We start from the raw sequence: 23,958 nt of genomic DNA on the forward strand, positions 1-23,958 counted from the left end.
AACATAAATGAAAGTGGGCGAAACCATGAATGCGTACGATGAATATATGAAGCAAGTAGTTAAACCAATGAGAAGTGAGTTAACAGATGCTGGTTTTAAAGAATTGACTACTCCTGATGAAGTACATAGCCATATGAAGGAGACTGGGGTTTCTTTAATTGTAGTTAACTCAGTTTGTGGATGTGCAGCTGGGCTTGCTAGACCCGCAGTAACAGCAGCCGTTGCGGAGCTAGACAAAAAACCTGAGCATTTAGTAACTGTTTTTGCTGGTCAAGATCAAGAGGCAACTGCAACTATGCGAGATTATTTTAGCGATGTTCCTCCAAGCTCGCCTTCTATTGCTATTTGGAAAGATGGGGAATTGGCTTATTTCATTCCTAGAGAACAAATTGAAAGTAATTCTATGGATACTATTAAAGATCATTTAGCTGGTGTTCTTGCAGATATTATCTAATGGAAAGTATTATTACCACTGCTGGTAGAACAAATATAAGTATGATTCAAACCGCAAAAGAAATAGCATCTCTTTTAAAAATTTCATATGTAGAAAGAAACAAAAAATCTGTTGAAAAAATACAACAAGAGCATCAGGCAAATGTAATGGTTGTGGGGAAGGAGCGGTTAGAGTATTTTCCTTATGGTTCCTTAACCCCTTTTTTCTTTCACCCAAATTCCGCTGCATTCCGAATGAAAAGATTGATCAAGGGAGATAAAGATCCTTTTTTACTCGCAACAGAGCTATCTAAAGGAGATAAATTTCTAGATACTACTGCGGGATTGTGTTCAGATAGTCTAATTGCAGCTTATGCAATAGGAGATACTGGAATAGTGAATGCATTAGAAAAAGATAAAATTATTGCTTACATGGTGCAACAAGGTTTAAAAAAATATAATACTGATTTTTCTATTCTACAACATACAATGCGCCAAATAAGCATTTGTCATGACGACGCTTTAAATTTTTTAAAAAGAGCTGAGGATAATTCATATGATGTAATTTATATGGATCCAATGTTTGAAGAGGAAATTATTGAATCCACCAACTTTCAATCGTTGAGAGATATAGGGGTACATGGAGGCTTGAGTAATGAGTGGGTGGAACAAGCAACAAGAGTTGCTCGAAAACGAGTAGTTTTAAAAGCTCATTTCCGATCGCCAATGTTCGAAAGCTTTGGTTTTAAGCAAATAACCAGACCCACCTCTAAATTTCACTACGGAGTGATTGAAAAATAAAAAGAGGGAAGTGACTAATGTCGCTTCCCTCTTTTTTAACAGTTTAAAAATCAGTGCGTGAAGTTTAATGAAGTTAAATAACCTAATAAAAATAAAAATCCAATTCCAATGATTATATCTGTGCTCATAAGAATTTCCTCCTTAGTTTAAAAAACCTACTGATTGTTTACCCTATTTATTGTACAATGAATACAAGGAAGATGAAACCTTTTGTTCTCGATTTCGTATATCTTAATATCCGGTTATACCAAATTTGTACATAATTGAAGGTGAAAAAGATGAAAAAATGGTTCCAAAAGTCGATTATAATTACTGTTGCTTTGCTTACCTTTGGATTAATATCGCCAAACCATGTCATTTGGGAGCAATTATTAGACAATAAAGCTCCGTTGAAATCGGTCACTTCTGAAAGCAATACCCGGGAGTATGACCATGTCAGTCTTCAAGAACCTATTGATTACAGTGAAAGTATTACCATAGCAGCTAAAGAGCAAGCATACATAAAATTTGGGACAAGAATAGGGCCAGTTATACAAAATGAATTTGATGATATTATATTCCCGAGGATTCAAGAAGCTATTGATGCTACAATTATTACTCTAGACAGTGATAAAGCATCTCAACTAGCTATATCAGAGAGACCATCTGGGGAATATCATGAAAAAATATTTAATATTTATGATGACATTACTAAAAAAGACATAATGCGTTTCCACGTTAGAACAGATAAAAAACCGCTTGATGGTTACTACTTTAATTTTCATTATCACCTGGCAGAAGATAAATATACTAAGCATTATGCTCTAGGTGAGATTTTTTGGTCCAAGAATACACCACCTAAATGGCTCTCTTAGATGAGAGCTTTTTTTACGGATGAAAGGAAGTAATAAAATGAAGCAATACTTAGATTTATGTAAACACATTCTCGAATATGGAGTAGAAAAAGGGGATCGAACTGGAACAGGCACGAAGAGCGTTTTTGGTTATCAAATGCGCTTTGACTTATCTGAAGGTTTCCCTTTAATGACTACTAAAAAAACTGCCTTTCGACTTATAGTTAGTGAGCTTTTATGGTTCTTAAAAGGAGATACGAACGTTAAAACGTTGATAGAGGCTAATAATCATATATGGGATGAATGGGCTTTTGAAAAATGGGTGAATAGTGATAAGTACACTGGTCCAGACATGAGCAATTTTGGCGTAAGAGCTTCAAAGGATCCTGAATTCAAGGTAGTGTTGAAAGAGCAAATGAAACACTTCTGTGATAAAATTCTCTCAGACGAATCTTTTGCGAAAGAGTTTGGCGACCTTGGCCCAGTATATGGTAGACAATGGCGTTCATGGCCAACTCAAAATGGTGAAACAATTGACCAATTAGAAAACCTAATAGAGGGCATTCAAAACAATCCTGATTCTAGAAGACATATTATTACTGCATGGAACCCTGCAGAGGTGGATGATATGGCATTGCCACCATGCCATAGTTTTATGCAATTTTATGTGGCTAATGGAAAGCTATCCTGTCAGTTGTATCAGCGAAGTGCGGACGTTTTCCTAGGCGTTCCTTTTAATATTGCATCCTATGCTTTACTTGTTCATCTAATAGCTAGGGAATGTAAGTTAGAAGTAGGTGAATTCATTCATACTCTTGGTGATGCTCATATTTATTCGAATCATTTTGAACAGGTTGAAACTCAGTTAGCAAGATCGCCTCGTCCTTTACCGACATTATTATTAAATGAAGAAAAATCGTCTATTTTTGACTTTGAAATCGAAGATATTACTATAGAAGGCTATGACCCACATCCAAAAATCAAGGCACCAATTGCTGTTTAGAGGAGAGAAGAATAATGATATCACTTATCGTAGCACATGATCCAAATCGTGTAATTGGCTATAACAAAGATTTACCATGGCATATACCAGGTGATTTGGCTTATTTCAAAGAGAAAACAATGAACAAAGCAATGGTTATGGGTAGAAACACATACGAGTCGATTGGAAAAGTATTACCAGGAAGAAAGAGTATCATTGTTACTAGAAATCCTTCATACAGAGTCGAAGGAGCAGATGTAGTAGGTAATTTGACTGATGCTGTTGAATTAGCGAAAGCTCATCATCACGAAGTAATGGTTATCGGGGGAGAACAAATATTTAGAGCAATCTTGCCAAAAGCAGATAGATTATATATTACATTTATTCAACAAACGTTTACAGGAGATACTTTTTTTCCGCCTTATAGTTATGATGAGTGGGTTCTTACGGAAAAGTCAGAAGAAATGACGACTCCTGATGGAATAACCTATGTATATTTGGTTTATGATAGAAAGGTTAGTGAATAAGTTGTTTTCTTCTTTAAGGACATTTGGATTTTTATTTGGTTATTTACCATTTAGTCTTCCAAAATTAAACAAGATTAAATCTCTAAAAAATGAGATTTCAGTAGAGGAATACGATCAATTAATTCATGAGGTGCCTCAAAAATGGGCAGGCGGTATTCTTAAAAGAACAAAAAGTGAATTTATTGTAGAGGGATTAGAAAACCTCCCCCAGGGAGCTGTGTTGTTTATAAGCAACCATGAAGGAAACTTTGATATACCGACACTGTTAACTCATATACCTAAACCATTTGGATTTATCTCAAAAATAGAGGTAAAAAAAATTCCCTTGATTTCTAAATGGATGGAGGAAATGAATTGTGTATTTTTGGATCGGTCTAATAGAAAAAGCAGTTATCGTTCGATACAAGATACTGTGTCACAATTGCAACAAGGACATTCTATTTTGATGTTTCCAGAGGGTACACGAAGCAAAGGACAAGGCATTGGCACATTCAAATCAGGATTCATGCGTATTGCCAAAGAGGCAAACGTGCCGATCGTTCCAATAGCCATACACGGAACCTCAAATATTATGGAGAAAAATAATAACAAAATTTGCCCAGCTCACGTTCAAATTAGTATACTTCCTTCATATAGTAAAGAGATGATTCAAGAAAATGATTCAAAACAAACTATGGAAGACCTACATACAGTTATCTCAAATAAAATTATTGAGCTCCAAAGTAGACACAAATAGTTTACAGATTGGCGTCTTTCTTCTTATAATAGTACTATAGAGGAAGGAAGGGATACACAGTGCCTAAGGTTCATATAGTTACAGACTCGACAGCAGACCTAACAAAAGAGATAATTGAAAAATATAATATACATGTTGTACCTTTAACAATCCAGATTGATGGAGAGTCATACATTGACGGTGTTAACTTACAGCCAGAAGAATTTTTACATAAAATGAGCTCTTCAAAAGATCTTCCAAAGTCCTCCCAACCTGCAGTAGGTGTTTTTAAAGAACTTTATGACAGGCTTGGTAAAAATGGAGATCAAGTTATTTCTATTCATATGACCGGAGGCATGAGTGGTACGGTTAAATCAGCACAGAATGCAGCTGATTTAACGGATTCTGATGTTACAGTTATTGATTCAAAGTTTATTTCTTTTGCCCTGTACTTCCAAGTAGAAGAAGCAGCAAAGATGGCGGCAAACGGTTCAACAAAAGAGGCTATTATTGAAAAGGTTTTTGATATTCGATCTAAAACCGATTTATATGTGGTTGTAGATACTTTGGATAATTTAGTTAAAGGTGGACGTATTGGAAAAGGGAAAGCAATGATTGGATCATTACTTTCTATTAAGCCAATTGCTAGCCTTGCAGACGGGGTTTATACTCCTGTAGCAAAAGCTAGAAGTCATAAGCAAGTAGTCAACTATTTGTTTAAACAGTATTTGGAAGACACTAAAGGTAAAATCGTAAAAGCAGTTGGAATATCTCATGCCCATGGGTTATCTATGGCCACACCTTTAATGGAATTAATTAAAGACTCTGGTTTTAAAGATATTCAAGTTTCCTTTACTTCTCCAGTGATTAGTACACATACTGGTCCCGGTGCTATTGGTTTTATGTATATGACAGAATAATGCTAAAAGCAGGGAGGCTCAATATTTCCCTGCTTTTATTTATAGATTTTGTGAAGTTTGCCTAGGACATTAAGTTTTCGTACAGTTAAATAGCAAGGGCGTACTTCAAAAAAATAAAGGTATTTTTCATCCAGATTATTAATGGGTATAAATAAAGGGGTTAGATATGAAATATAAGTATTTAATAATTCTTGTTTTTGTTTTTCTTTTATCAAGTTGTGCTCCAGAAAAAATACAAGAAGTAAGCTTTTCTGAAAAGGAGACAATCTTATTTGAAGAATATATAATTCCACCTGAATTCTTTCCAAGAACTCTTGAGTTGGTTGGGCTTGGTGATTCTCTAACTCAAGGGGTGGGAGACGAATTAAAAAGAAATGGTTATGTAGGAAGGCTAAAAAATCAAATATTAGAATACAAAGGAATAGAAGATGTTGTCTTAACCAATACTGCTAAAAGAGGAAGACGTAGTGACCAACTCTTAAAATTGTTAAGAGATGGTGAAATCGACCATCAAATTCGAAAAGCAGATTTAATAACAATTACCATTGGTGGTAACGATGTTATGAAGGTATTTAAAAAGGACCTTTTTAATCTTCAAATTGAGGCTTTTGAAAAGGAACTTCAACGTTTCGAAAGAAATTATGATGATATCCTTGAAGAAATTCGAGAGGTTAATAGCAGTGCTCCAATACTAATGATAGGAATTTATAACCCTATTACCATTGTTACAGATGAAACGAGTGAGGTAGACCAAATTATCACTGATTGGAATGACACCATTGAATCACTCTCATATAGTAATACGAATGCATGTTTTGCACCGATTGATACTTTGTTTGATTCTAATGCAAACTTAGTTTATCATACCGACTTCTTCCATCCTAATAGCAAGGGATATGAGTTAATAGTCGAGAATGTAGTAAATTCTTTAGAAAATTGTGGTTTGATAGATGAGCAAAGTAGGGAATTGTTCTTTTGAGGAGTTGGTTAGATGAATAAGTGGAAGATTGCCTTTTTTTTATTGTTATTAGTTATTGTAGGAAGTATTGGTACGTTATTATATTGGATAACAGCTCCAGCAGAATCTGTAGAGGTAAAAAGCGCTGAGGAGGCTAATCCCTCTGGGCATGTATTAACTGTAAATGCCTCTAAGGAGGATTTTCAGGGCATTGCAAACACATTTATAGCGAAAGCAATGGATAATAAACCTATACCCCTTCAATTGAGTGTAGATGATCAAATTATTTTAAGCTCGGAGTTAACTATATTTTCACTAACTCTCCCAGTTAAAATGTATTTCGAACCTTTTGTAGAGGAGAATGGCAATATTCGTCTCGAGCAATCTTCTGTAGAAGTCGGTCAGCTTCAATTACCACCAGAAACTGTGTTAAAGTTATTAAGAGATTCCATTGATCTTCCACGCTGGATGGTAGTTAAGCCTGACGAGGAGGAAGTATTAATTCAATTAGCTAGCATTCCAATGGCTTCCGGAGTCAATGTCCGAGCTAAAGAATTAAATCTTCAGGAAGATAAAATTGTTTTAGAAATAATAGTTCCATCGAAATGAGGGATATATAATGGAAAAAGCAACATTTGCAGGAGGATGCTTTTGGTGCATGGTAAAACCGTTTGATTCGTATGACGGCATTGAAAAAGTAGTTTCTGGATACACGGGTGGGACTGTACCAAATCCAACTTATGAACAGGTCTGCTCAAATGCTACAGGACACTATGAAGCTATTCAAATAACATTTGAACCAAGCAAGTTCTCTTATGATCAATTACTTGAAATATTTTGGTTAAATATCGACCCGACAGACGAAGAAGGACAATTTTTTGATAAAGGTTCGTCCTATCAAACGGCTATTTTTTACCATACTGAGGAGCAACGAAAGAAAGCAGAGCAGTCGAAAGAATCACTTGATGCTTCTGGAAGGTTCCCAAAGAAAATAGCTACAAAAATTTTGCCTGCCTCAGAATTTTATGAAGCAGAGGAATATCATCAGGATTACTATAAAAAGAATCCGACACATTATAACCGTTACTTTGTTGGATCAGGAAGAGCGGCGTTCGTAGAGAACAATAGGAGGCTACAAAATGAAGGATAAACTAACTGAAATGCAATATTATGTTACACAACAAAATGGAACAGAGCCACCCTTTCAAGGAGAATATGATAAGCATTTTGAAGAGGGAATCTATGTAGATGTTGTTTCTGGAAAACCATTATTCCATTCTAAGGATAAATATGATGCGGGATGTGGATGGCCAAGCTTTACTAGACCCATAGAAGCACATGAAGTGATAGAGCACTTTGATGATTCTCATGGCATGAGAAGGGTAGAAGTAAGAAGTAAAACAGCTAACTCTCATTTAGGACATGTTTTTCCTGATGGTCCTAAGGAAGAAACAGGTTTACGATACTGTATAAATTCCGCTGCTATGCGTTTTGTTCCAAAAGCCAAGCTAGAAGAAGAAGGCTATGGAGAATTTTTAAAATTATTTTAAGAACACAAAAGCATGGAATTAATTTTCCATGCCCTCTGTAATATTTTGTTGACGATCTTAACGGATGGGCTCTATGGCACCATAGTTGATCGACCAGGTAGAAAGTGCATTAAATATTGGCACTACTTTTTTAATTTACTTACCAAAAAATTAAAATAGGCCCTCTTATCTTATATTGATTTATTGATTAAGGGTAACGATTCAAAAATACAACTGATATTAATAAAATAATAAGGCTCTGTTTATGGACAAGGTTGATTAATCATTAAAGAACGTGTGCGTAAATAGCGCAAGCACGGTTCAGTAAGGGGGAGGAACACAATCTACTGAAAGGTAGAGAGGTTCTCTTCTACTAGGTCGATAAGGACATAATAAGAGCTCTGTATCAACATTTTTTGTTAATACAGAGCTCTTATTTTTCATGGAGGAATTATTAATCCACTTGACGTAGAACCAAAAGTAGTTCATCTCCATTCGAATCTAACCAATGACCAACGTAATCCTCAGTTTTGGTGGATCGCACTAGACTGTATGATAACGTTCTGACAATGTTATTGAAGGTAGAAGTACTTGTTATAGGGAATTATTTCATAAGTTTTATAAGAGTAAATTGTAATGAGAAAAGGGAATTCTAATGAATTTAAAACATTTTCTTTCTGGTGCTTCAGTAGCGTTTGCGGTTATTCTGTTTAGACTAATTAATGAATATTTAATCGACATTCCTACATTATTAGGTGCATTTATGGTAGCTATCTTTTCAGGGGTTGTTATCAAAGTGATTCAATCTATATCAGCATTAGATAGAAAACTAAAAAAACATACATATTTGACTTTATGGATAATAGCTTTTGTCTGTTTATTAGGTTCTTTTCATTTCTTCGATTTATAATAATAGAACTCAGTATGCAGTATTTCTATAACTAACAAGTGCTTTAGCAAAATATGGCCATCATTTCGATGATCTATTTTTATGTCCAAAACATTAAATTGATCTCAGATATGCATTGTTAAATGTTACAATTAAACTAAAGCAGCAGGATAGTTGAAGAGTGTTGTTTAAATTGTGTTTAACAATCGGGTATATTGAGAGTGACAAGAAAACAGAATGAGTGACGCAAGGAATAAATATTATTTACACTTTGCTGAGGGGGTACTTATGAAAATTCACTATTATTTAGGTTGGTTTGACAATTTTTTTCCAGAGAATCTGGGTAGGGTATTACAGGAGGATATAACTGATAGAAAATCGTTAGCTATGATTAGCTCGAATCCATCTATTTATGAAGATGATGGTGCTACTGAACGCTCGTGGCTCGATCAGGCTGGCATTATGTTTGATGAGTATCATTTAATTAATTTCCGCGTACAGAAGGAAGAAGCCCAAACGATAATTCAAAATGCTTCCGTCATTTTCTTGTTGGGTGGCAATATTCTTAATCAAAATGGTTTTTTGATGGAATATGAATTATCGGATTCGATTAAAAAAAGCAGCGCCGTTGTGATGGGAGCCAGCGCTGGAGCAATCAACATGTCCGCTAAATGGTTATGCTCGAAAAACTTTGGAGATGAAGTTGAAATGAGCTCTGTTTACGACGGAATCGGTCTTGACAATTTTTCCGTCCTGTCTCATTTTGATCTTGAAAATAACATGGCACTGGTTCAAAGCGAACTATCTCCCCTATCGGAAGAAATAAATATTTATGCGTCGAACAAAGATTGCGCTATACGTGTAAAAGGAGACAAAATCGACGTTTTTGGCAATGTTTATTTAATTTCCAACTCAAAGATTCAGAAATTGGATGAGACGCTCTAGTTGTAGCGAATCGCTAATGGGTTATTGAAATAATTTCTTTATGCACCGTCTCTAATTTAAATTAAGTGAAGGAGAACTGGCGCGATTGTTGAATATGCGTTTATTTTTCTACTTAACCTAACAGGTGCGTTCGTATTATAAGGTTAACCAGTTTTTACTGGTTGACCTTATTTTTATAGGATTTAATATATCAGTAGCCAGGGTAGGACGTACGGGTGCGTGGGACAATGATCCCGTCGGCTAAACTGTCCACCCCCTACTTGTAGAAACATGTTTGAGGCTGGTTGGGACGTAGATCTCGTATAACAAGCGAAGCTATGACACTATAAGGAGGAACAGGGGTACTGGTGAGTGAGTCAGAGGAGGAAGTTAAATGAACCCAGTAGTTGGTCTGGATGTGGCAAAAGGAGAGAGCCAAGTTCAGGCATTTTTAGATAAATCGAAGCCGTTTGGAAAGAGTTATTCTATGAAGCATACACGAGAGGATTTAGACCATTTTATAGGCTTCTTACATGAGATTGAAGTGATGACCGGGCAAATGCCTATAGTCATTCTAGAATCTACAGGCCATTACCACTCTCCTGTTATTCAATGCTTGGAGGAGAACGAGGTTTTATATATCTTGCTTAACCCTATTATTTCTTATCAAGCGAAGAGATCTAGTTTAAGAAAGGTAAAAACAGACGCAATTGATGCGTATCAGTTGTGTATGCTTTATTACAAAGAAGATTTTGAACCTCATAAAAAAAGAGGGATTCAACTCTTAAATCTTAGAAATCTATCGAGACAACAGGAGATTGTGACGAATATGTATGTGGAGGCTAAGCTACAGTTTCACACTATTCTAGATCAAGTGTTTCCTGAATACCGCAAGGTTTTTGGTGATCTTTATTCAAAGGTTTCTTTATTGATGTTAAAGAAATATCCCACTTCAGAAGATGTAATAACGGCTGGAGAAAGTAAGCTAGCAGAGTGTGTGATGGAGTTTTGTCCAAGACGTTCTAGTCAATGGTCATTGGAAAAGGCAAAAAAACTAATGGATTCTGCCTATCGAAATCCATTTCAAAAAGTGGTGTATCATAGTCACTTGATCAATCTTCAAATGTATATTGAAATGCTTTTTCAGTACCAAGGGCACCTTTCGGAGTTGGAAATTCGTATAGTGACCTTGGCAAATGAATTAGAAGATTACAAGATTGTCCAATCGATTCCAGGAATCGGAGAAAAGATCGCTGCCACGATAATCTCTGAGATCGGAGAAATCGAACGGTTTAATCATCCGAAAAAACTAGTTGCCTTTGCAGGAGTAGATCCCAGTGTTCACTCATCAGGAAAGTTTACTGCCACAACCAATCGTATTACAAAACGAGGTTCAAGTAGATTACGCCATGCTTTGTATCTTGCCGTATTGTGTGGTATCAGAAGTTCAAGAAACAACAAGCTGAAAGAATTCTATGATAAGAAGAAATCAGAGGGAAAGCCTGCAAAAGTGGCGATAGTAGCCTGTATTAACAAACTGCTTCATTGGATTTATGCTTTATTAAATAGCAAAGAAACTTTCCAAGATATAGCGTAATTACTGGTTACAAGTAATTAAGAGAAAACCTTCCAAAAGGTTTTTGGAGGGCTATTTGTCATGCATAAAATAGTATATCATAAGATTAATAATAATTTTAGAGAAAAATATTGACATCCTATTAACTGGTTTAGCAAAATCTGGCCATCGTTTCGATGGTCTATTTTTATGTCCAAAACATTAAGTTGATCCCAGATATGCAATGTGAAATGTTACAGTTAAACTAACGGTGCATTATTTGAACAAGGAATTTGTTAGCTCACGTATCAACGTTTTTGTCAGACATATACCGTTGACACATTAAATGGAACTTTTTAACACGAAATTCGACTCATTAAATGAAGGGGGGGTTCAGATGAGATTTACACAGAATTTATTTGTTTCATTAACAATGATTTTATTTGTTATTACAGGGTGTTCTAGTGGAATAGAAAACGAAGAACAAAGTATAGAAGTTCAAAAGCGTATTGGTGATGAAAATAAATATGAAGACTTCAAAGAAATTACTGATAATAAGAAAGTTCAGAAAGTAAAAAGTATATTAGATAAAGCTGATTGGGAAAACGCCAAAGTGGATATGGTGCGTCCTGCTGATTACAGGTTTGGATTTCAATTTAAAAATCCTGAAATAGAGGCTAAAGCAGTGTTATATGAAATTTGGATAAGTCCAAATATAGATAAAGTGGAAGTTGTAAAAGGTGATAATGAGTACGTTCAATTAAACGAGGAAAATTCTACTGTTTTATTTGAAATATTAACAGGAGAAAGACTTTTTGATTTGTGATTGGATAATACAGATGTTTAAAAAGAACTTGAAGAAAATTTTAAACTTTAATCTTTCTTCAATAAACGTCGTGCTTTACTTCAAGAAGGGGTTAAGCTTTTTTTCTTATTGGACTAACGCGGTAGGATAATAAAACAACAGAAAATTCAAAAATTATAATGGAGGTTATTAGTTTTGCAAAAATGCGAGAAATGCAATACATATTTTAGTTGGAGTAAAATCTATGAATCCTTCTGGCTAAATTATAAACCTATTAATTGTAACGAATGCGATACAACACATAAGATAACAACACCAAGCAGGTTAATTTTTGTTTCTTTAACTATTCTTCCAATGCTCACCTTCGGGTATTTTCTTTCTCCTTTTAGTAATGGTCTTTTGACACTTGGCATAGCTATTTTTATTTTAATAATTGGTTCTTTGTTGGCACCTTTTCTTGTTACATATAAAGGGTCTTTGTGAAATAATGTACTTAAACTAACAGGTGCTTTAGTAAAAAAGGAAATCAAAATAAAATGAGCTTAGGAAAAATACCTAAGCTCATTTTTTGTGTCTTAAATCAACCTTTAACATAGCCAAATCTTAAAGCTTAAATTCATTGACAACTTTTCGTAGTTCGTCCGCTTGATGAGACAATTCAACAGCAGATGCATTGATTTCTTGCATCGCTGCGCTACCTTGCTCAGCAGCTGCAGCAGAGCTTTCTGTGTTGGACGCAGTATTCTCAGCAATATGAGTAACCTCTATAAAGGAGGCAGCTACTTCCTGGCTAAATTCAAGTGTTTGTCCGATTTGATTTACCATTTTATCAATAATACTGATTGTTTCCTCTGTATTTTTCATTATTTGTTCCAGGGAAGCATTTGTCTCATTGGCAACTTCTACACCTTTGATAACGCTCTCTACCCCTTCATGATTTTGCTTAACGATAGAAGTGACCTCAGATTGAATAGAAGTTACAATTCCTGTCACTTCTTTTGCAGCATTTTGAGATTGTTCGGCAAGTTTTCTTACCTCATCGGCGACTACTGCGAAGCCTCGTCCGTGCTCACCCGCACGAGCAGCCTCAATTGCTGCATTCAATGCAAGCAGATTAGTTTGCTCGGCTATAGCGGTAATCGTTTTAATAATAGATGTGATTTCATATGACTTTACCCCTAGAGCTTGTACTGTTTGAGATGTGTTAGCCATCGTTTCTTCGATATCTAGCATGACATTAGACGAGTGCTGTACTGATTTTACACCTAATCTAGCAGCAGAGGTCATATTATCTGTTGCTGATTTTACAGCTTGAGCGTCATCGTTCAAATATCTAGTTGCTTCCTCTAGTGAATTCATTTTTTGAATAGCCAGTGTCATACTTTTCAAGGTCTGTTCACTTCCGGATGCAATTTCGTTTGTAGAGTCGGCTATGGATTGAATCGTGATTGATGTATCATCAGAAGAAGCCATGAGCTGCTGTCCACTTGCTGATACGTTTTCAGTTAACAAACTAACTCGTTTAACCAAATCTGCAATAGATGCTATTAAAACATTTGTATTAGAAGCAATCTCAGCGAATTCATCCTTTGTTCTAACTTTTACTCTTCTTGTCAGATCGCCACCTGCTTGAGCAATATCTAAAATAGAACGGTTAATAGAATAAGTGCTACGTTTAATCGAATTAAATAACAAAATTCCAAATATTAAAGTTAACAATACAGAGAAAATTGTTAATCCTATAAACAAGTACAAGGAGTTTTGATTCTTTTCTTCAAGTAGTGCAATTTGATTAGCATTCTTTTTTGCTAACACTTCATTCATTGCTTCTATTTGGACATCAACATGACTCATAGCTGTACGTCCATTTCCTGCATTAACGAGCTTTTGCGCAGCTTCGAAGCCATTTTTATCTCTCAAGCTAAGGGCACGTTCCGAGTATTGAAGATATGTATTAAAATGCTCATTAATTGTTGTCACTTTTTTTAGTTCTTCTGGTCTGTTCTTATAGATCGCCTCTAATTCTTTAAAACGAGTAATGATTGCATCTTTATAACTTCTATAACTTGTCATATAATTTGATTTACCTGTTATGATATAACTTTGCTCCGCGTTTGAAAGTTTCGCTATATCTGCTGACAATTGGTTGACCATAAGCTGCTCTTTAATATCCACGTTCATAAAAGTTTCTAATTCCTTCTGAGACGACTGCATGTTGCCTGAAGTAAGAAGAAGCATGGAAAATAGAATAATAATTAGGACGGAAAAAATAATTAGTACTCTTCCACGGATTGAATTTAACAGATTTGTCTTTTGAAAGCTCTTTCTCTTGTTTGTATCTTTTGTAAAACGGGAAAGTGAAAAAACAAATGGTTTTTTCTGTTTCTTTGGTTTTGGTAATTTAGGTGATTTAGGAGCTTTCTTCTTTTTAATAAAAGAGGTCAAACGAACCAATCCTTTCTATAGGTTTTATCTTCATAATTTTTAGTTTAATTGTTTTAGTTGGAATTATCTACAAATTTTTTTATTAAAGTGCTACTTCATGACTAAAGGAGGAAGAAAAGTATGCATCAATCGTTTTACTTATTTGCTTTAAAGTTCCGGGGAGGACAAAAGAACGATGCTAAAGCCCAGTTTGCGGAACATATGTTTTTACAGCATGATTTTCCTAAGGCAGAAACGTCTTTTCAGGAAATATCTGAATACATCGAAGAACTTGCTCATCCCGAGATGACGGCAATCGTTTTTGATGAAATATGGGGGTTATACGAAGATCACATTAGATAGGCTTCTGCATTGCAATTCCTAGTAAAAAAAGGTATTATTAACTCGATAAGTTTAGAAATGAGGTTATTATAATGAGTATTCATATTAACGCAAAAAAAGGTGAAATTGCAGACACAATTTTATTACCAGGAGATCCACTTCGTGCAAAGTATATTGCAGAAACATTCTTAGAGGATGTTGTGCAGTATAATGAAGTACGTAATATGTTTGGTTACACAGGTACATATAAGGGGAAAAGAGTTTCTGTACAAGGTACGGGGATGGGTGTTCCATCAATCTCTATTTATGTAACTGAGTTAATGAATGATTATGATGTACAAAAGTTAATTCGTGTTGGAACTTGTGGAGCAATTCAAAAAGATGTAAAAGTTCGAGATGTTATTTTAGCTCAGGCAGCATCTTCTGATTCTTCTATGAACAAAGTACTTTTAGATGATATTAGTTTCGCTCCTACAGCAGATTTTGACCTATTATATAATGCATATAACGCTGGTAAAGAAGCTGGGTTAAATCTTCGTGTAGGTAATGTCTTCACAGCAGACTTATTCTACAACGAAAATGCACAAAATGAAAAATGGGCAAGCTACGGTGTTCTTGCAGTAGAAATGGAATCAGCAGCACTTTACACTTTAGCTGCTAAATTTGGACGTCAAGCTTTGTCTGTATTAACAGTGAGTGACCATATCATTACAGGTGAAGTTACTTCATCAGAGGAAAGACAAACAACATTTAATGATATGATTATTGTAGCTTTAGAGGCAGCGCTTAAATAAAATCTTTAAACATAGACTGTCATTCTTGGCAGTCTATTTTTAAAAGATGAACTGTGTGAAAAGGGTGAAGATTTTGGACGAACAAGAGCAACGAAACAATGAGGAACAAGAACAAATTTCAACTGATGCTTCTAAGTATATAAAAATGAAGCCTTTCGTGTTATGGATAATGATTTTTACCCTCGTTATAGTATCATCTGGAATTACAAGCCTTTTTCTTTTGAATAACAAGGATGAGGGAAGTATAGTCCATACTGAAAATTCACAGACAGAATATGTGGGTGAAAGAGCTGAATTTACCAAATTATATTTGGCCTATGATAAATTAGTAAAAGATTATTATAAAGAAATTGATCAGGATGCTGTTATTAACGGAGCAATCAATGGAATGATAGATGCTTTAGAAGATCCTTATTCAGAATATATGAATCAAGATGAGGCTTCAATGTTTGACGATAGTATACACTCAAGCTTTCAGGGAATTGGTGCAGAGATTCAAGAGCAAGATGGCACTATTACAGTTGTTTCTCCTATAAAAAATTCACCTGCTGAAAAAGCTGGTTTACTACCAAATGATAAAGTATTAAAGGTTGACGGTAAGGATATTCAAGGCTACAGTGTTTCCGAAGCAGTATTATTAATACGTGGTAAAAAGGGGACAGAGGTTACTCTTTCTATTCAACGTGGAGATAGTGCATTGATGGAAATGAAGATAGTTCGCGATGATATTCCTATAGAAACGGTTTACGCTGAAATGCTAAGTGACAATGTTGCCCATATTATTATTTCAAGTTTTTCAGATGATACGTATGATGAACTTGTTACAGCAATAGAAGAAATGGAAAAAGAAGGTATGGAGGCACTTGTATTGGATGTAAGACAAAATCCAGGTGGCTTGCTTGATTCAGCGGTGGACATTTCTAACCTCTTCATCGAAGAAGGTAAAAATATTGTTCAAATTGAAACTAAAACAGATAAAAATAAACTTGTAAAAGAACCGATCGCTGCTTCTCCAGGGCTTCGTGTAAATATTCCTGTAACAATTTTAATTGATGAGGGTAGTGCTTCGGCTTCAGAAATACTAGCTGGAGCGCTAAGTGAATCTTCAAATGTACCTATAGTGGGTGTAAACTCATTTGGTAAGGGTACTGTTCAATCTGTGAATAACCTACCTGATGGTTCCAATATTAAAATTACAACTGCTAAATGGCTAACACCTGAAGGTAACTGGATTCATGATAAAGGTATCGCACCAGATTATGAAGTAGCTTATCCATCCTATGCTATGCTTTCTCCTTTAAATAGTGCGGAGGTCTTAAAGTCAGGGATGACTTCAGAAGCAGTTCAAAATGCCAAGGAAATGCTGAAGGCTGTAGGATACGAGGTTGGGAAAATAGACAGTAGCTTCAATGATCAAATGGTTTCAGCGGTTAAAAAATTCCAATCAGATAATAAGCTTGAAACTACTGGTGAAATTACTGGTGAAACGGCATATCTATTAATGGATAAACTTCGCGAGAAGCTTTTAAACGAAGATCCACAATTGTCAAAAGCTGAAGAAGTAGCGAAAGATTTGATCAAAAAGTAAATTATTATCTTTACCAACTATAATATTTAATTTAGTGAGGAAAAGAGCTGACCTATTATGGTCAGCTTTTTCTTCTAATATATAGAAAGAGGTGTATGAGCAAGTGAAGGATGTATATTTATTGAGTGGTTTTTTAGGAAGTGGCAAAACCTCTCTTCTATCTAATCTTATTGCTCAATTTAAGGCAGAAGGGATTAAACCAGCAGTTATTATGAATGAGCTCGGCAAATTAGCATTTGACAGCAGGGCAGTAGACGAAGATATACCTCTTAAGGAAATGTTAGAGGGATGTATTTGCTGTACCGGTTCTGAAAAAATGGAAGCACAGCTCCAAACATTGTTGGCAGGGGAAGATTTTGATGTGTTACTAATAGAGACTACTGGAGCTGCACATCCAGTAGAAGCTTTAGATGCTGTTTTTTCACCTTTGTTTGCTAATGAATTAAACATTAAAGGTATTATCACGGTAGCAGATTGCAAAAGATGGCTAGAACGTGAGAAGCTGAGTCCTCAGACACGCATGTTATTCCTTGAGCAAATTAGGCACGCTCATTTAATAGTAGCAAACAAAGTGGACCTGTTAACTGAGGAAGAGGTATTTAATGTCTCTATGCAGCTACAAGCTATTAATAGTAGTGCGCCCATTATTCAGACATCTAATAGCAAAATCTCTATAAATGCTATTCAAAATCTTGAAGCAACCTTTTATCAAAAAGAAGTTCAAGAAGTATCAATAGGTAAGCAACTATTCTTATCATCTAGATTACACACATTCAAGAAACCTATTAATCAGGAAACCTTTGAGGAATGGATAAGAAATCTCCCAGATACAGTTTATCGAATGAAAGGATATGTGTCGCTTGAGGGACATAAGAATCCTTTTCTCTTTCAATATGCTTACGGAATGATTCAATGGCTGCCAGAATACATGAAAATGGCTCCTCAGATTGTAATTATCGGTGAGCAAATAGATAAATTACAGATAGTTGGAGACACGGAGAATGATTGAGGCATTTAAAATGATATATAAGAACCGTATTTCTATAGAAAGAGATATAACTGAAGAAGACGTGCGAAGTATTATAAAGTCAGAACTATTAGATGAATACACTCATCCTCGTGCAAAGCTTTCTATAGAAAGGAAGCTATCGATGGCATTGGCACGTGTGAATAATAGTAATCTATCACAAATACAAAAAGAGATGATATTATCTGTGATAAATGAGGAATATGTGAAACTGTCAATAGGTTTGAAAAACTAATATTTTAATTGTTTGGATAGTGCTTCCATTTCATTGAAAGAGAATCCTTTATTACTTCGGTATTTTTATATAGAGTTGGTCAAATTGGAATATATTATAAAATTTTTTCTACTGATTTTGTGTTTAAAATGAGAGAGCACAAAAGAAGGAGGAAATGAAAATGAACAAAAAGCAAATCATGGCGGGTGTCCTAGCAGGAGGATTATTATTAACTGTTACTACAGCATCTGCAGAAACAAATGCTAGCAATTCAAAAACTACTTCTGAGGCAAAAACATCCATCCAATGGAAGTCTCTAAAGATAAACTCTAAAGAATTGGCTTGGAGTGACAAAGCAAGTGATAAATTACTTCAAGAGGTTAATATAAATAAAGATTTAATCGTTGCTAACCTAGCAAAAATCATCAAAGCAGAAGCTGAGAAGAAACATGTAGCAACACAACAGGTAGAGAAAGATTCAAAAGAAACAACAAAAGAAGTTACTCAACCTAAAGATGTGAAAAAAGAAGAAGTAGCAGCACCAAAGGCTGAAGCAAAAGAAGAAGTAGCAGCACCAAAGGCTGAAGCAAAAGAAGAAGTAGCAACACCAAAGGCAGAAGCAAAAGAAGAAGTAGCAACACCAAAAGCTGAAGCAAAAGAAGAAGTAGCAGCACCAAAGGCTGAAGCAAAAGAAGAAGTAACAGCACCAAAAGCTGAAGCGAAAGAAGAGGCAGCAACAACTCCTCAACCTACTCAGCAAGCTCAAGCTACTGAAAAAACTGAAACTAATACTAATTCAGAAAAAGCTCAGGTTTCTTCTGTTATTCAACAAGTGGTTGACTTAACAAATGCAGAGCGTGCAAAAGAAGGTCTAGCACCACTACAAATCGATTCTGCTTTAACTAAATCAGCGCAGCTTAAATCACAGGATATGAAAGATAATAATTATTTTTCACATACAAGTCCTACGTATGGTTCTCCTTTTGATCAAATGAAATCATTAGGAATTAACTACAAATCAGCAGCTGAGAATATCGCAATGGGTCAAAGAAGTGCAGAAGAAGTAGTCCAAGGATGGATGAATTCTGCTGGACACAGAGCTAATATTATGAACGGAAGCTACACTCATATCGGAGTAGGTTTGTCAGATAGCGGATATTACTGGACACAACAATTTATTAGTAAATAATATTAAAAGGTGTAAGTGATTGATTTCACTTACACCTTTTTTAATGATAAACAGCTCAATATATGCTTAACTGACTATCGAAAATTTTTTCTGTAAATATACAAGTCGAGTTCCTAACGTAATTGCTCCTATTGTTAAACCAACAATTAATCCAATCCAATAACCAAATGGTCCGTAGGAGGTGTAGGTTCCTAGTAAGTAGCCAGTTGGCAGCCCGATAACCCAATAAGATATAATTGCCATTATAAAAGTGATTGTCACATCTTTATATCCTCTCAATGCACCTTGAACCGGTGCTTGTATGGCATCAGACAATTGGAAGAGTGCTGCAAAAAAGAAAAATTGAACGGCCAAATTAATTACTTCAGAATCATTTGTATAAATACCTGCTATTGCTTCTCTGAAAATGATTAAAATAGAAACCGAGACGAAACTGAATACTACTGCCGTACATACTCCAAGCCAGCTGTATACCTTGGCATCTTGATATTTTTTTGCTCCTACCTCGTGTCCAACTAATATAGTTACCCCCATTGCAATACTCAAAGGAATCATATATAACAACGAAGTAAAATTCATCGCTACTTGGTGAGCTGAAATTACTGCAGTAGAATATACACTCATCATAATAGTAACCGCAGAAAAAATAGTAGTCTCAGCAAAAAGGGATAGCCCAATAGGCAAACCTATTTTTGTTAACACTTTGGATTTTGAAAGAGAAGGCATAGTCCAGCACTGAAATATACGTAAATCTGCAAATGGTTGATTGTTTTTTACAATCAAAATAGTAATAAATAAAATAAGCCAATAGGTTAATGAAGAAGCTAATCCCGCCCCCACGCCACCTAAGGCTGGTAAACCGAATTTTCCGTATATCAGTACGTAATTTAACGCTATATTAATAGGTGCGGAAAGAAGTGTGACAAACATCGATACACGAGTTTTTCCTAAAGCATCAATAAAAGAGCGTAGTACACTATAAAGAAATAAAGGAATCAGACCTATACACATCATCAATAAATATTTTCTCGCCACTTCGCGTACATTAGCTTCAAGGGGAATAATATTCAAAATGGGATCAATGAGTACTATAATACCTATGAATACAAAAAAGGCTAGTAGAATTGCAATATAGAAACCCTGCTGAACAAAGGATCTTACATCTTCATGCTTTTTTGCACCGATTAATTGTGCTACAATTGGCGTGATGCCTAGTAGGATTCCGGTTAATCCAGTATATACTGGCACCCATAAAGACGAACCTATAGAAACGCCTGCTAAATGTTCGATACTATATTTACTTGTCATTAAAATATCAAAAAAAGTCATTAAATAGAGTGCGACCTGTGTGATTAAGATAGGAAGCACTATTTTAATCATATACTTAGTCTTTTCTTGTAAGGTTTTCGTTTCTTGCATTTTGGCATACATCCTTTAGATAAATAGTTAGGAGATTAAAATGAATAATAACACAATAGTGCTGACTGGTGGGGGAACTGCTGGTCACGTATCTTTAAATGAAGCGATTATTCCCGAATTGTTAAAAAAGGGCTACGAGGTCCATTATATCGGATCGTCCGATGGTATTGAAAAAACTATCATTGAAAAAGGCTTTCCTACCTTACCATATTACTCCATTTCAAATGGAAAGCTTCGGAGATATTTTTCTGTAAAAAATTTTTCAGATCCCTTCAAAGTTTTGTATGGAACTATGCAAGCTCTTAGAATTTTAAGAAAGGTAAAACCTTCTGTTGTATTTTCTAAGGGGGGGTTTGTTTCTGTACCAGTCGTGGTTGCAGCTAAACTTTCGAATATACCTGTAGTTATACACGAATCCGATATTACTCCAGGTCTAGCAAATAAAATTGCTACCCCTTTTGCAGAACATATTTTTTCTGTATTCGAAGAAACCTTAAAGTATCTTCCGAAGGATAAATCCTCTTCTATAGGTGCAATAATACGCCCTGATTTATTTCAAGGAGACGAAAAAATTGCCAGAGAGCTAACAGGCTTTAGTCCTCTTAAAGAAACGATTATTATTATGGGAGGGAGCCAAGGTTCAAAAAATATTAATACTGCAATCAAGGACAATATAGAATCTTTAACAAAAAGATTTCAAATTATTCATCTTTGTGGTAAAGGAAACTTAGATCCTACTTTAAAGAATAACTCTAATTATGTAGCTTTTGAATATGTAACAAACGAATTGCCCCATTTACTGAAAATCACTAACTATGTAATTAGTAGAGCGGGCTCTAACTCCATTTTTGAATTTTTAGAGCTAAAAAAACCTATGTTGTTAATTCCTCTTTCTAAGAACGCAAGTAGAGGGGATCAAGTTTTAAATGCAAATTTCTTTGAGAAGCAAGGATACGCTATCGTACTAGAAGAGGAGAATCTAACATCCGAGACTTTTATGAGCTCAATTTCTGCTCTTGCTTTGAACAAAGAGAAAATAATAGATGCTCAGTGCATGGCTAATTCTTCAAAGACGCCAGAGCAGTTTACAGAGTTATTACTAACCTACAAAAACTAATGAAACTCCCGTCAAAATATTTGACGGGAGTTTTTTGGTTACATCGCTTGTTCTTCTTCTCTGTTTTGATGTAGCTTTTTCATGTGGAAGAGGTCCTTTGGTATATAGTACAAATCGAATTGGTCCGTACCTTGATTGATCTCATCGTAAATCACTGTATGGGATTCATTTGCTTTTAGAGCGTATCCCAATTTTTCCGTTGCACGAATGCTCTTAACATTATTTTTTCTTATGCGTAAAAATACGGTGTGAATATCTAGGTCAAAGAACAATTCTTCTAAAAACTGTTCTTTAGCTTTTTTATTGTAGCCTTGACCTTGAAATTGTGATCCAATCCAAGTGCCTAAAAAGCCTGTCCCGTGTTTAATATCAAAAAGGTTTATTGTGCCAATAGGTTGCCCATAGTCACTCATAATTGTGCGAGAAATTGCCGTTCCAGCAAGCTCTTCCTCCATTAATTGTTTTGTTAGGAACCAGTATTCGTCTGCAGAATAAGCTTTATGACGAACAAATGGCATAATAGTAGGGTCAGACATGAGTTCAAATAGAATAGTACACTCATGTAATTCTCTTTTTTTCAACACAAAAAAACGCCTCCTCCAGAACTAACAATGAACATAGTCATTCTAGTTCCCCTGAAATTTTTCATTTCGAATTGCATAAAAAATTTCGGGGTAGGAATCGAACCTACTAGAACCAGTTTAATTACTGGTGGCGCACCATTTGCCTTCCCTCGGCAAAGTAACCTTTGCCTTATAAAATTATTTGCATAGAATAATATACTTGATGTTTGTCGTTTTGCATAGTGTTAAATTTTACATTTTTAAAAAATAATAATGTTACACACTTGTATGTTTCACAATAAATACATATGATTAAATTATATGTATTTAGGAAAATGTTTTTCCCTTGAAAATTCTTAGTCTCCCTGTTATTACTAAATAGCATTTTTACTATTATATAATCTCACAGCGGCTTTGTCATATATCTTTTCTCTCAAATTGAGTCGCTTTTTAAAGAGTACTATGATAAAAACATTAGAATGTATCGTAAGCAAGTATGTCATAGAACTGCTATACAGTTAACGAGCTTCTATAGAACAAATATTGTATATTAATATAACATCGATAAAAACAATCATATACCACAAATGCCGTTCATTATGAGCGGTATTTTTTTAAAGGAAGTGTAAAAATGAAACAACATATTTTATTGATAGAGGACGAGAAAAATATCTCGAAGTTTGTGGAACTTGAACTTAAACATGAAAATTTTGATGTCACCGTTTCCTATGATGGTAGAGAGGGGTTTGAACTGGCTTCAAATAACACATATGACCTGTTGTTAGTAGATGTCATGCTACCAAATTTAAACGGTCTAGAAATATGTCGTAGAGTCCGAAAAATAAAGGATGTTCCCATTATTTTAATCACTGCCAGAGATGCTGTGATTGATCGTGTATCTGGTTTAGAAGCAGGAGCAGATGATTACGTCGTAAAGCCCTTTGCAATAGAAGAGTTACTTGCAAGAATACGTGCCGTTTTAAGAAGAGCATTACCATTAGCAACAAGCGTGCATAATATTTTAGGTATAAAAGGTTTGGAGATTGATCAACAGGCTTATAAGGTATCTTTCCATAAGAAGGAGATAAACCTTACTAAAACCGAATATGATCTTTTAGTATGCTTTATGCAAAACTGCGACATCGTATTGACTCGAGATCATATTTTAGAAAAGGTATGGGGCTTTGAAACGGAAGTGGAGACAAATGTAGTGGACGTTTATATTAGACATCTAAGAAAAAAGCTGCCCGAAGAAATTGCTTCTCTAATAGAAACAGTTCGAGGAGTAGGATATGTGATGCGCTCATGATCAAGTGGACATTGCAAAAGAAATGGACATATTCCGCAGCGTTATCCATCTTTCTAAGCTTTTTAATGATGTGTATTATACTATACTTCTCCATCTTTAGCT

Annotated in this window: 27 protein-coding genes; 24 read left to right on the forward strand and 3 right to left on the reverse strand. The window is 35.1% G+C overall.

Translation table 11 applies throughout. The annotated features are described in order from the left end of the window. Positions 1–25 precede the first annotated feature (25 nt). The 16 genes from MHB55_RS09540 (at position 26) to MHB55_RS22270 (ending at position 12,353) form a co-directional block, all read left to right on the forward strand. Positions 26–454 carry a BrxA/BrxB family bacilliredoxin gene (locus tag MHB55_RS09540; RefSeq protein ID WP_144536676.1) on the forward strand — a complete coding sequence of 143 codons (429 nt, stop codon included), beginning with the start codon at positions 26–28 and terminating at the stop codon, positions 452–454. Further along, positions 454–1,233 (forward strand): class I SAM-dependent methyltransferase, encoded by a 780-nt coding sequence (locus tag MHB55_RS09545; RefSeq protein ID WP_340863092.1) that lies wholly within the window; start codon positions 454–456, stop codon positions 1,231–1,233. The genes MHB55_RS09540 and MHB55_RS09545 overlap by 1 nt, the downstream gene beginning before the upstream one ends. Before the next feature lie 278 nt (positions 1,234–1,511). Further along, positions 1,512–2,087, forward strand: coding sequence for a YpjP family protein (locus MHB55_RS09550; RefSeq protein ID WP_151110026.1), 576 nt, complete (start codon positions 1,512–1,514; stop codon positions 2,085–2,087). Positions 2,088–2,124: 37 nt separating this feature from the next. After that, positions 2,125–3,069 carry a thymidylate synthase gene (locus MHB55_RS09555; protein ID WP_340863093.1) on the forward strand — a complete coding sequence of 315 codons (945 nt, stop codon included), beginning with the start codon at positions 2,125–2,127 and terminating at the stop codon, positions 3,067–3,069. Positions 3,070–3,083: 14 nt separating this feature from the next. Next, entirely contained in the window at positions 3,084–3,575 is a 492-nt protein-coding gene (locus MHB55_RS09560; protein ID WP_340863094.1) for a dihydrofolate reductase, read from the forward strand. Beyond that, entirely contained in the window at positions 3,538–4,311 is a 774-nt protein-coding gene (locus MHB55_RS09565) for a lysophospholipid acyltransferase family protein (RefSeq protein ID WP_225321676.1), read from the forward strand. The genes MHB55_RS09560 and MHB55_RS09565 overlap by 38 nt, the downstream gene beginning before the upstream one ends. A 59-nt stretch (positions 4,312–4,370) precedes the next feature. Further along, positions 4,371–5,210, forward strand: coding sequence for a DegV family protein (locus MHB55_RS09570; protein WP_151110020.1), 840 nt, complete (start codon positions 4,371–4,373; stop codon positions 5,208–5,210). Between the two features lie 166 nt (positions 5,211–5,376). After that, positions 5,377–6,189, forward strand: coding sequence for a GDSL-type esterase/lipase family protein (locus tag MHB55_RS09575; protein WP_151110018.1), 813 nt, complete (start codon positions 5,377–5,379; stop codon positions 6,187–6,189). A gap of 12 nt (positions 6,190–6,201) precedes the next feature. After that, positions 6,202–6,777 carry a YpmS family protein gene (locus MHB55_RS09580; RefSeq protein ID WP_151110016.1) on the forward strand — a complete coding sequence of 192 codons (576 nt, stop codon included), beginning with the start codon at positions 6,202–6,204 and terminating at the stop codon, positions 6,775–6,777. Between the two features lie 10 nt (positions 6,778–6,787). Further along, the gene (gene msrA, locus MHB55_RS09585; protein ID WP_340863095.1) at positions 6,788–7,318 is read left to right on the forward strand and encodes a peptide-methionine (S)-S-oxide reductase MsrA; all 531 of its coding nucleotides are present in this window, start codon (positions 6,788–6,790) and stop codon (positions 7,316–7,318) included. Next, a complete protein-coding gene (msrB, locus tag MHB55_RS09590) occupies positions 7,308–7,718 on the forward strand; it encodes a peptide-methionine (R)-S-oxide reductase MsrB (protein WP_144536655.1) in 411 nt (136 codons plus the stop codon). Before msrA ends, msrB begins: the two co-directional genes overlap by 11 nt. Before the next feature lie 634 nt (positions 7,719–8,352). Further along, on the forward strand, positions 8,353–8,607 hold the full coding sequence (locus MHB55_RS09595; RefSeq protein WP_144536653.1) for a hypothetical protein: 255 nt from the start codon (positions 8,353–8,355) through the stop codon (positions 8,605–8,607). 267 nt (positions 8,608–8,874) lie between these two features. Then, positions 8,875–9,531 carry a Type 1 glutamine amidotransferase-like domain-containing protein gene (locus MHB55_RS09600; protein ID WP_340863096.1) on the forward strand — a complete coding sequence of 219 codons (657 nt, stop codon included), beginning with the start codon at positions 8,875–8,877 and terminating at the stop codon, positions 9,529–9,531. 373 nt (positions 9,532–9,904) lie between these two features. Further along, entirely contained in the window at positions 9,905–11,107 is a 1,203-nt protein-coding gene (locus tag MHB55_RS09605; protein WP_340863097.1) for an IS110 family transposase, read from the forward strand. 355 nt (positions 11,108–11,462) lie between these two features. Continuing rightward, a complete protein-coding gene (locus MHB55_RS09610) occupies positions 11,463–11,891 on the forward strand; it encodes a hypothetical protein (protein WP_340863098.1) in 429 nt (142 codons plus the stop codon). 174 nt (positions 11,892–12,065) lie between these two features. Further along, positions 12,066–12,353, forward strand: coding sequence for a TIGR04104 family putative zinc finger protein (locus MHB55_RS22270; protein ID WP_427659898.1), 288 nt, complete (start codon positions 12,066–12,068; stop codon positions 12,351–12,353). A gap of 120 nt (positions 12,354–12,473) precedes the next feature. Here MHB55_RS22270 and MHB55_RS09615 read toward each other — a convergent pair whose 3' ends face one another. After that, complete coding sequence (locus MHB55_RS09615) at positions 12,474–14,315, reverse strand: methyl-accepting chemotaxis protein (RefSeq protein WP_229654079.1); 1,842 nt, start codon at positions 14,313–14,315, stop codon at positions 12,474–12,476. Between the two features lie 120 nt (positions 14,316–14,435). Between MHB55_RS09615 and MHB55_RS09620 the strand changes: the two genes are divergently transcribed. From MHB55_RS09620 to MHB55_RS09645, 6 genes are all read left to right on the forward strand, one after another. Continuing rightward, positions 14,436–14,657 (forward strand): YozE family protein, encoded by a 222-nt coding sequence (locus tag MHB55_RS09620; RefSeq protein WP_144536646.1) that lies wholly within the window; start codon positions 14,436–14,438, stop codon positions 14,655–14,657. Positions 14,658–14,728: 71 nt separating this feature from the next. Continuing rightward, positions 14,729–15,430 (forward strand): purine-nucleoside phosphorylase, encoded by a 702-nt coding sequence (gene deoD, locus MHB55_RS09625; RefSeq protein ID WP_340863099.1) that lies wholly within the window; start codon positions 14,729–14,731, stop codon positions 15,428–15,430. 73 nt (positions 15,431–15,503) lie between these two features. Beyond that, positions 15,504–17,018 (forward strand): S41 family peptidase, encoded by a 1,515-nt coding sequence (locus MHB55_RS09630; RefSeq protein ID WP_445678231.1) that lies wholly within the window; start codon positions 15,504–15,506, stop codon positions 17,016–17,018. A gap of 103 nt (positions 17,019–17,121) precedes the next feature. Further along, the gene (locus tag MHB55_RS09635; protein ID WP_340863100.1) at positions 17,122–18,027 is read left to right on the forward strand and encodes a CobW family GTP-binding protein; all 906 of its coding nucleotides are present in this window, start codon (positions 17,122–17,124) and stop codon (positions 18,025–18,027) included. After that, a complete protein-coding gene (locus MHB55_RS09640) occupies positions 18,020–18,280 on the forward strand; it encodes a hypothetical protein (protein WP_144536638.1) in 261 nt (86 codons plus the stop codon). Before MHB55_RS09635 ends, MHB55_RS09640 begins: the two co-directional genes overlap by 8 nt. Positions 18,281–18,440: 160 nt before the next feature. Next, a complete protein-coding gene (locus MHB55_RS09645) occupies positions 18,441–19,448 on the forward strand; it encodes a CAP domain-containing protein (RefSeq protein ID WP_340863101.1) in 1,008 nt (335 codons plus the stop codon). A 66-nt stretch (positions 19,449–19,514) separates the two neighbouring features. Here MHB55_RS09645 and MHB55_RS09650 read toward each other — a convergent pair whose 3' ends face one another. After that, on the reverse strand, positions 19,515–20,867 hold the full coding sequence (locus MHB55_RS09650) for an MATE family efflux transporter (protein ID WP_340863102.1): 1,353 nt from the start codon (positions 20,865–20,867) through the stop codon (positions 19,515–19,517). Between the two features lie 40 nt (positions 20,868–20,907). Between MHB55_RS09650 and MHB55_RS09655 the strand changes: the two genes are divergently transcribed. Continuing rightward, entirely contained in the window at positions 20,908–21,984 is a 1,077-nt protein-coding gene (locus tag MHB55_RS09655) for an undecaprenyldiphospho-muramoylpentapeptide beta-N-acetylglucosaminyltransferase (RefSeq protein ID WP_340863103.1), read from the forward strand. Between the two features lie 38 nt (positions 21,985–22,022). Here MHB55_RS09655 and MHB55_RS09660 read toward each other — a convergent pair whose 3' ends face one another. After that, complete coding sequence (locus MHB55_RS09660) at positions 22,023–22,568, reverse strand: GNAT family N-acetyltransferase (RefSeq protein ID WP_144536633.1); 546 nt, start codon at positions 22,566–22,568, stop codon at positions 22,023–22,025. Between the two features lie 610 nt (positions 22,569–23,178). On the opposite strand from MHB55_RS09660, the gene MHB55_RS09665 reads away from it, so the two are divergent. Continuing rightward, positions 23,179–23,856, forward strand: coding sequence for a response regulator transcription factor (locus tag MHB55_RS09665; RefSeq protein WP_340863104.1), 678 nt, complete (start codon positions 23,179–23,181; stop codon positions 23,854–23,856). Positions 23,857–23,958 lie beyond the last annotated feature (102 nt).

The organism is Psychrobacillus sp. FSL K6-1267, from assembly GCF_038003265.1.
Classification (GTDB): Bacteria; Bacillota; Bacilli; order Bacillales_A; family Planococcaceae; genus Psychrobacillus; species Psychrobacillus faecigallinarum.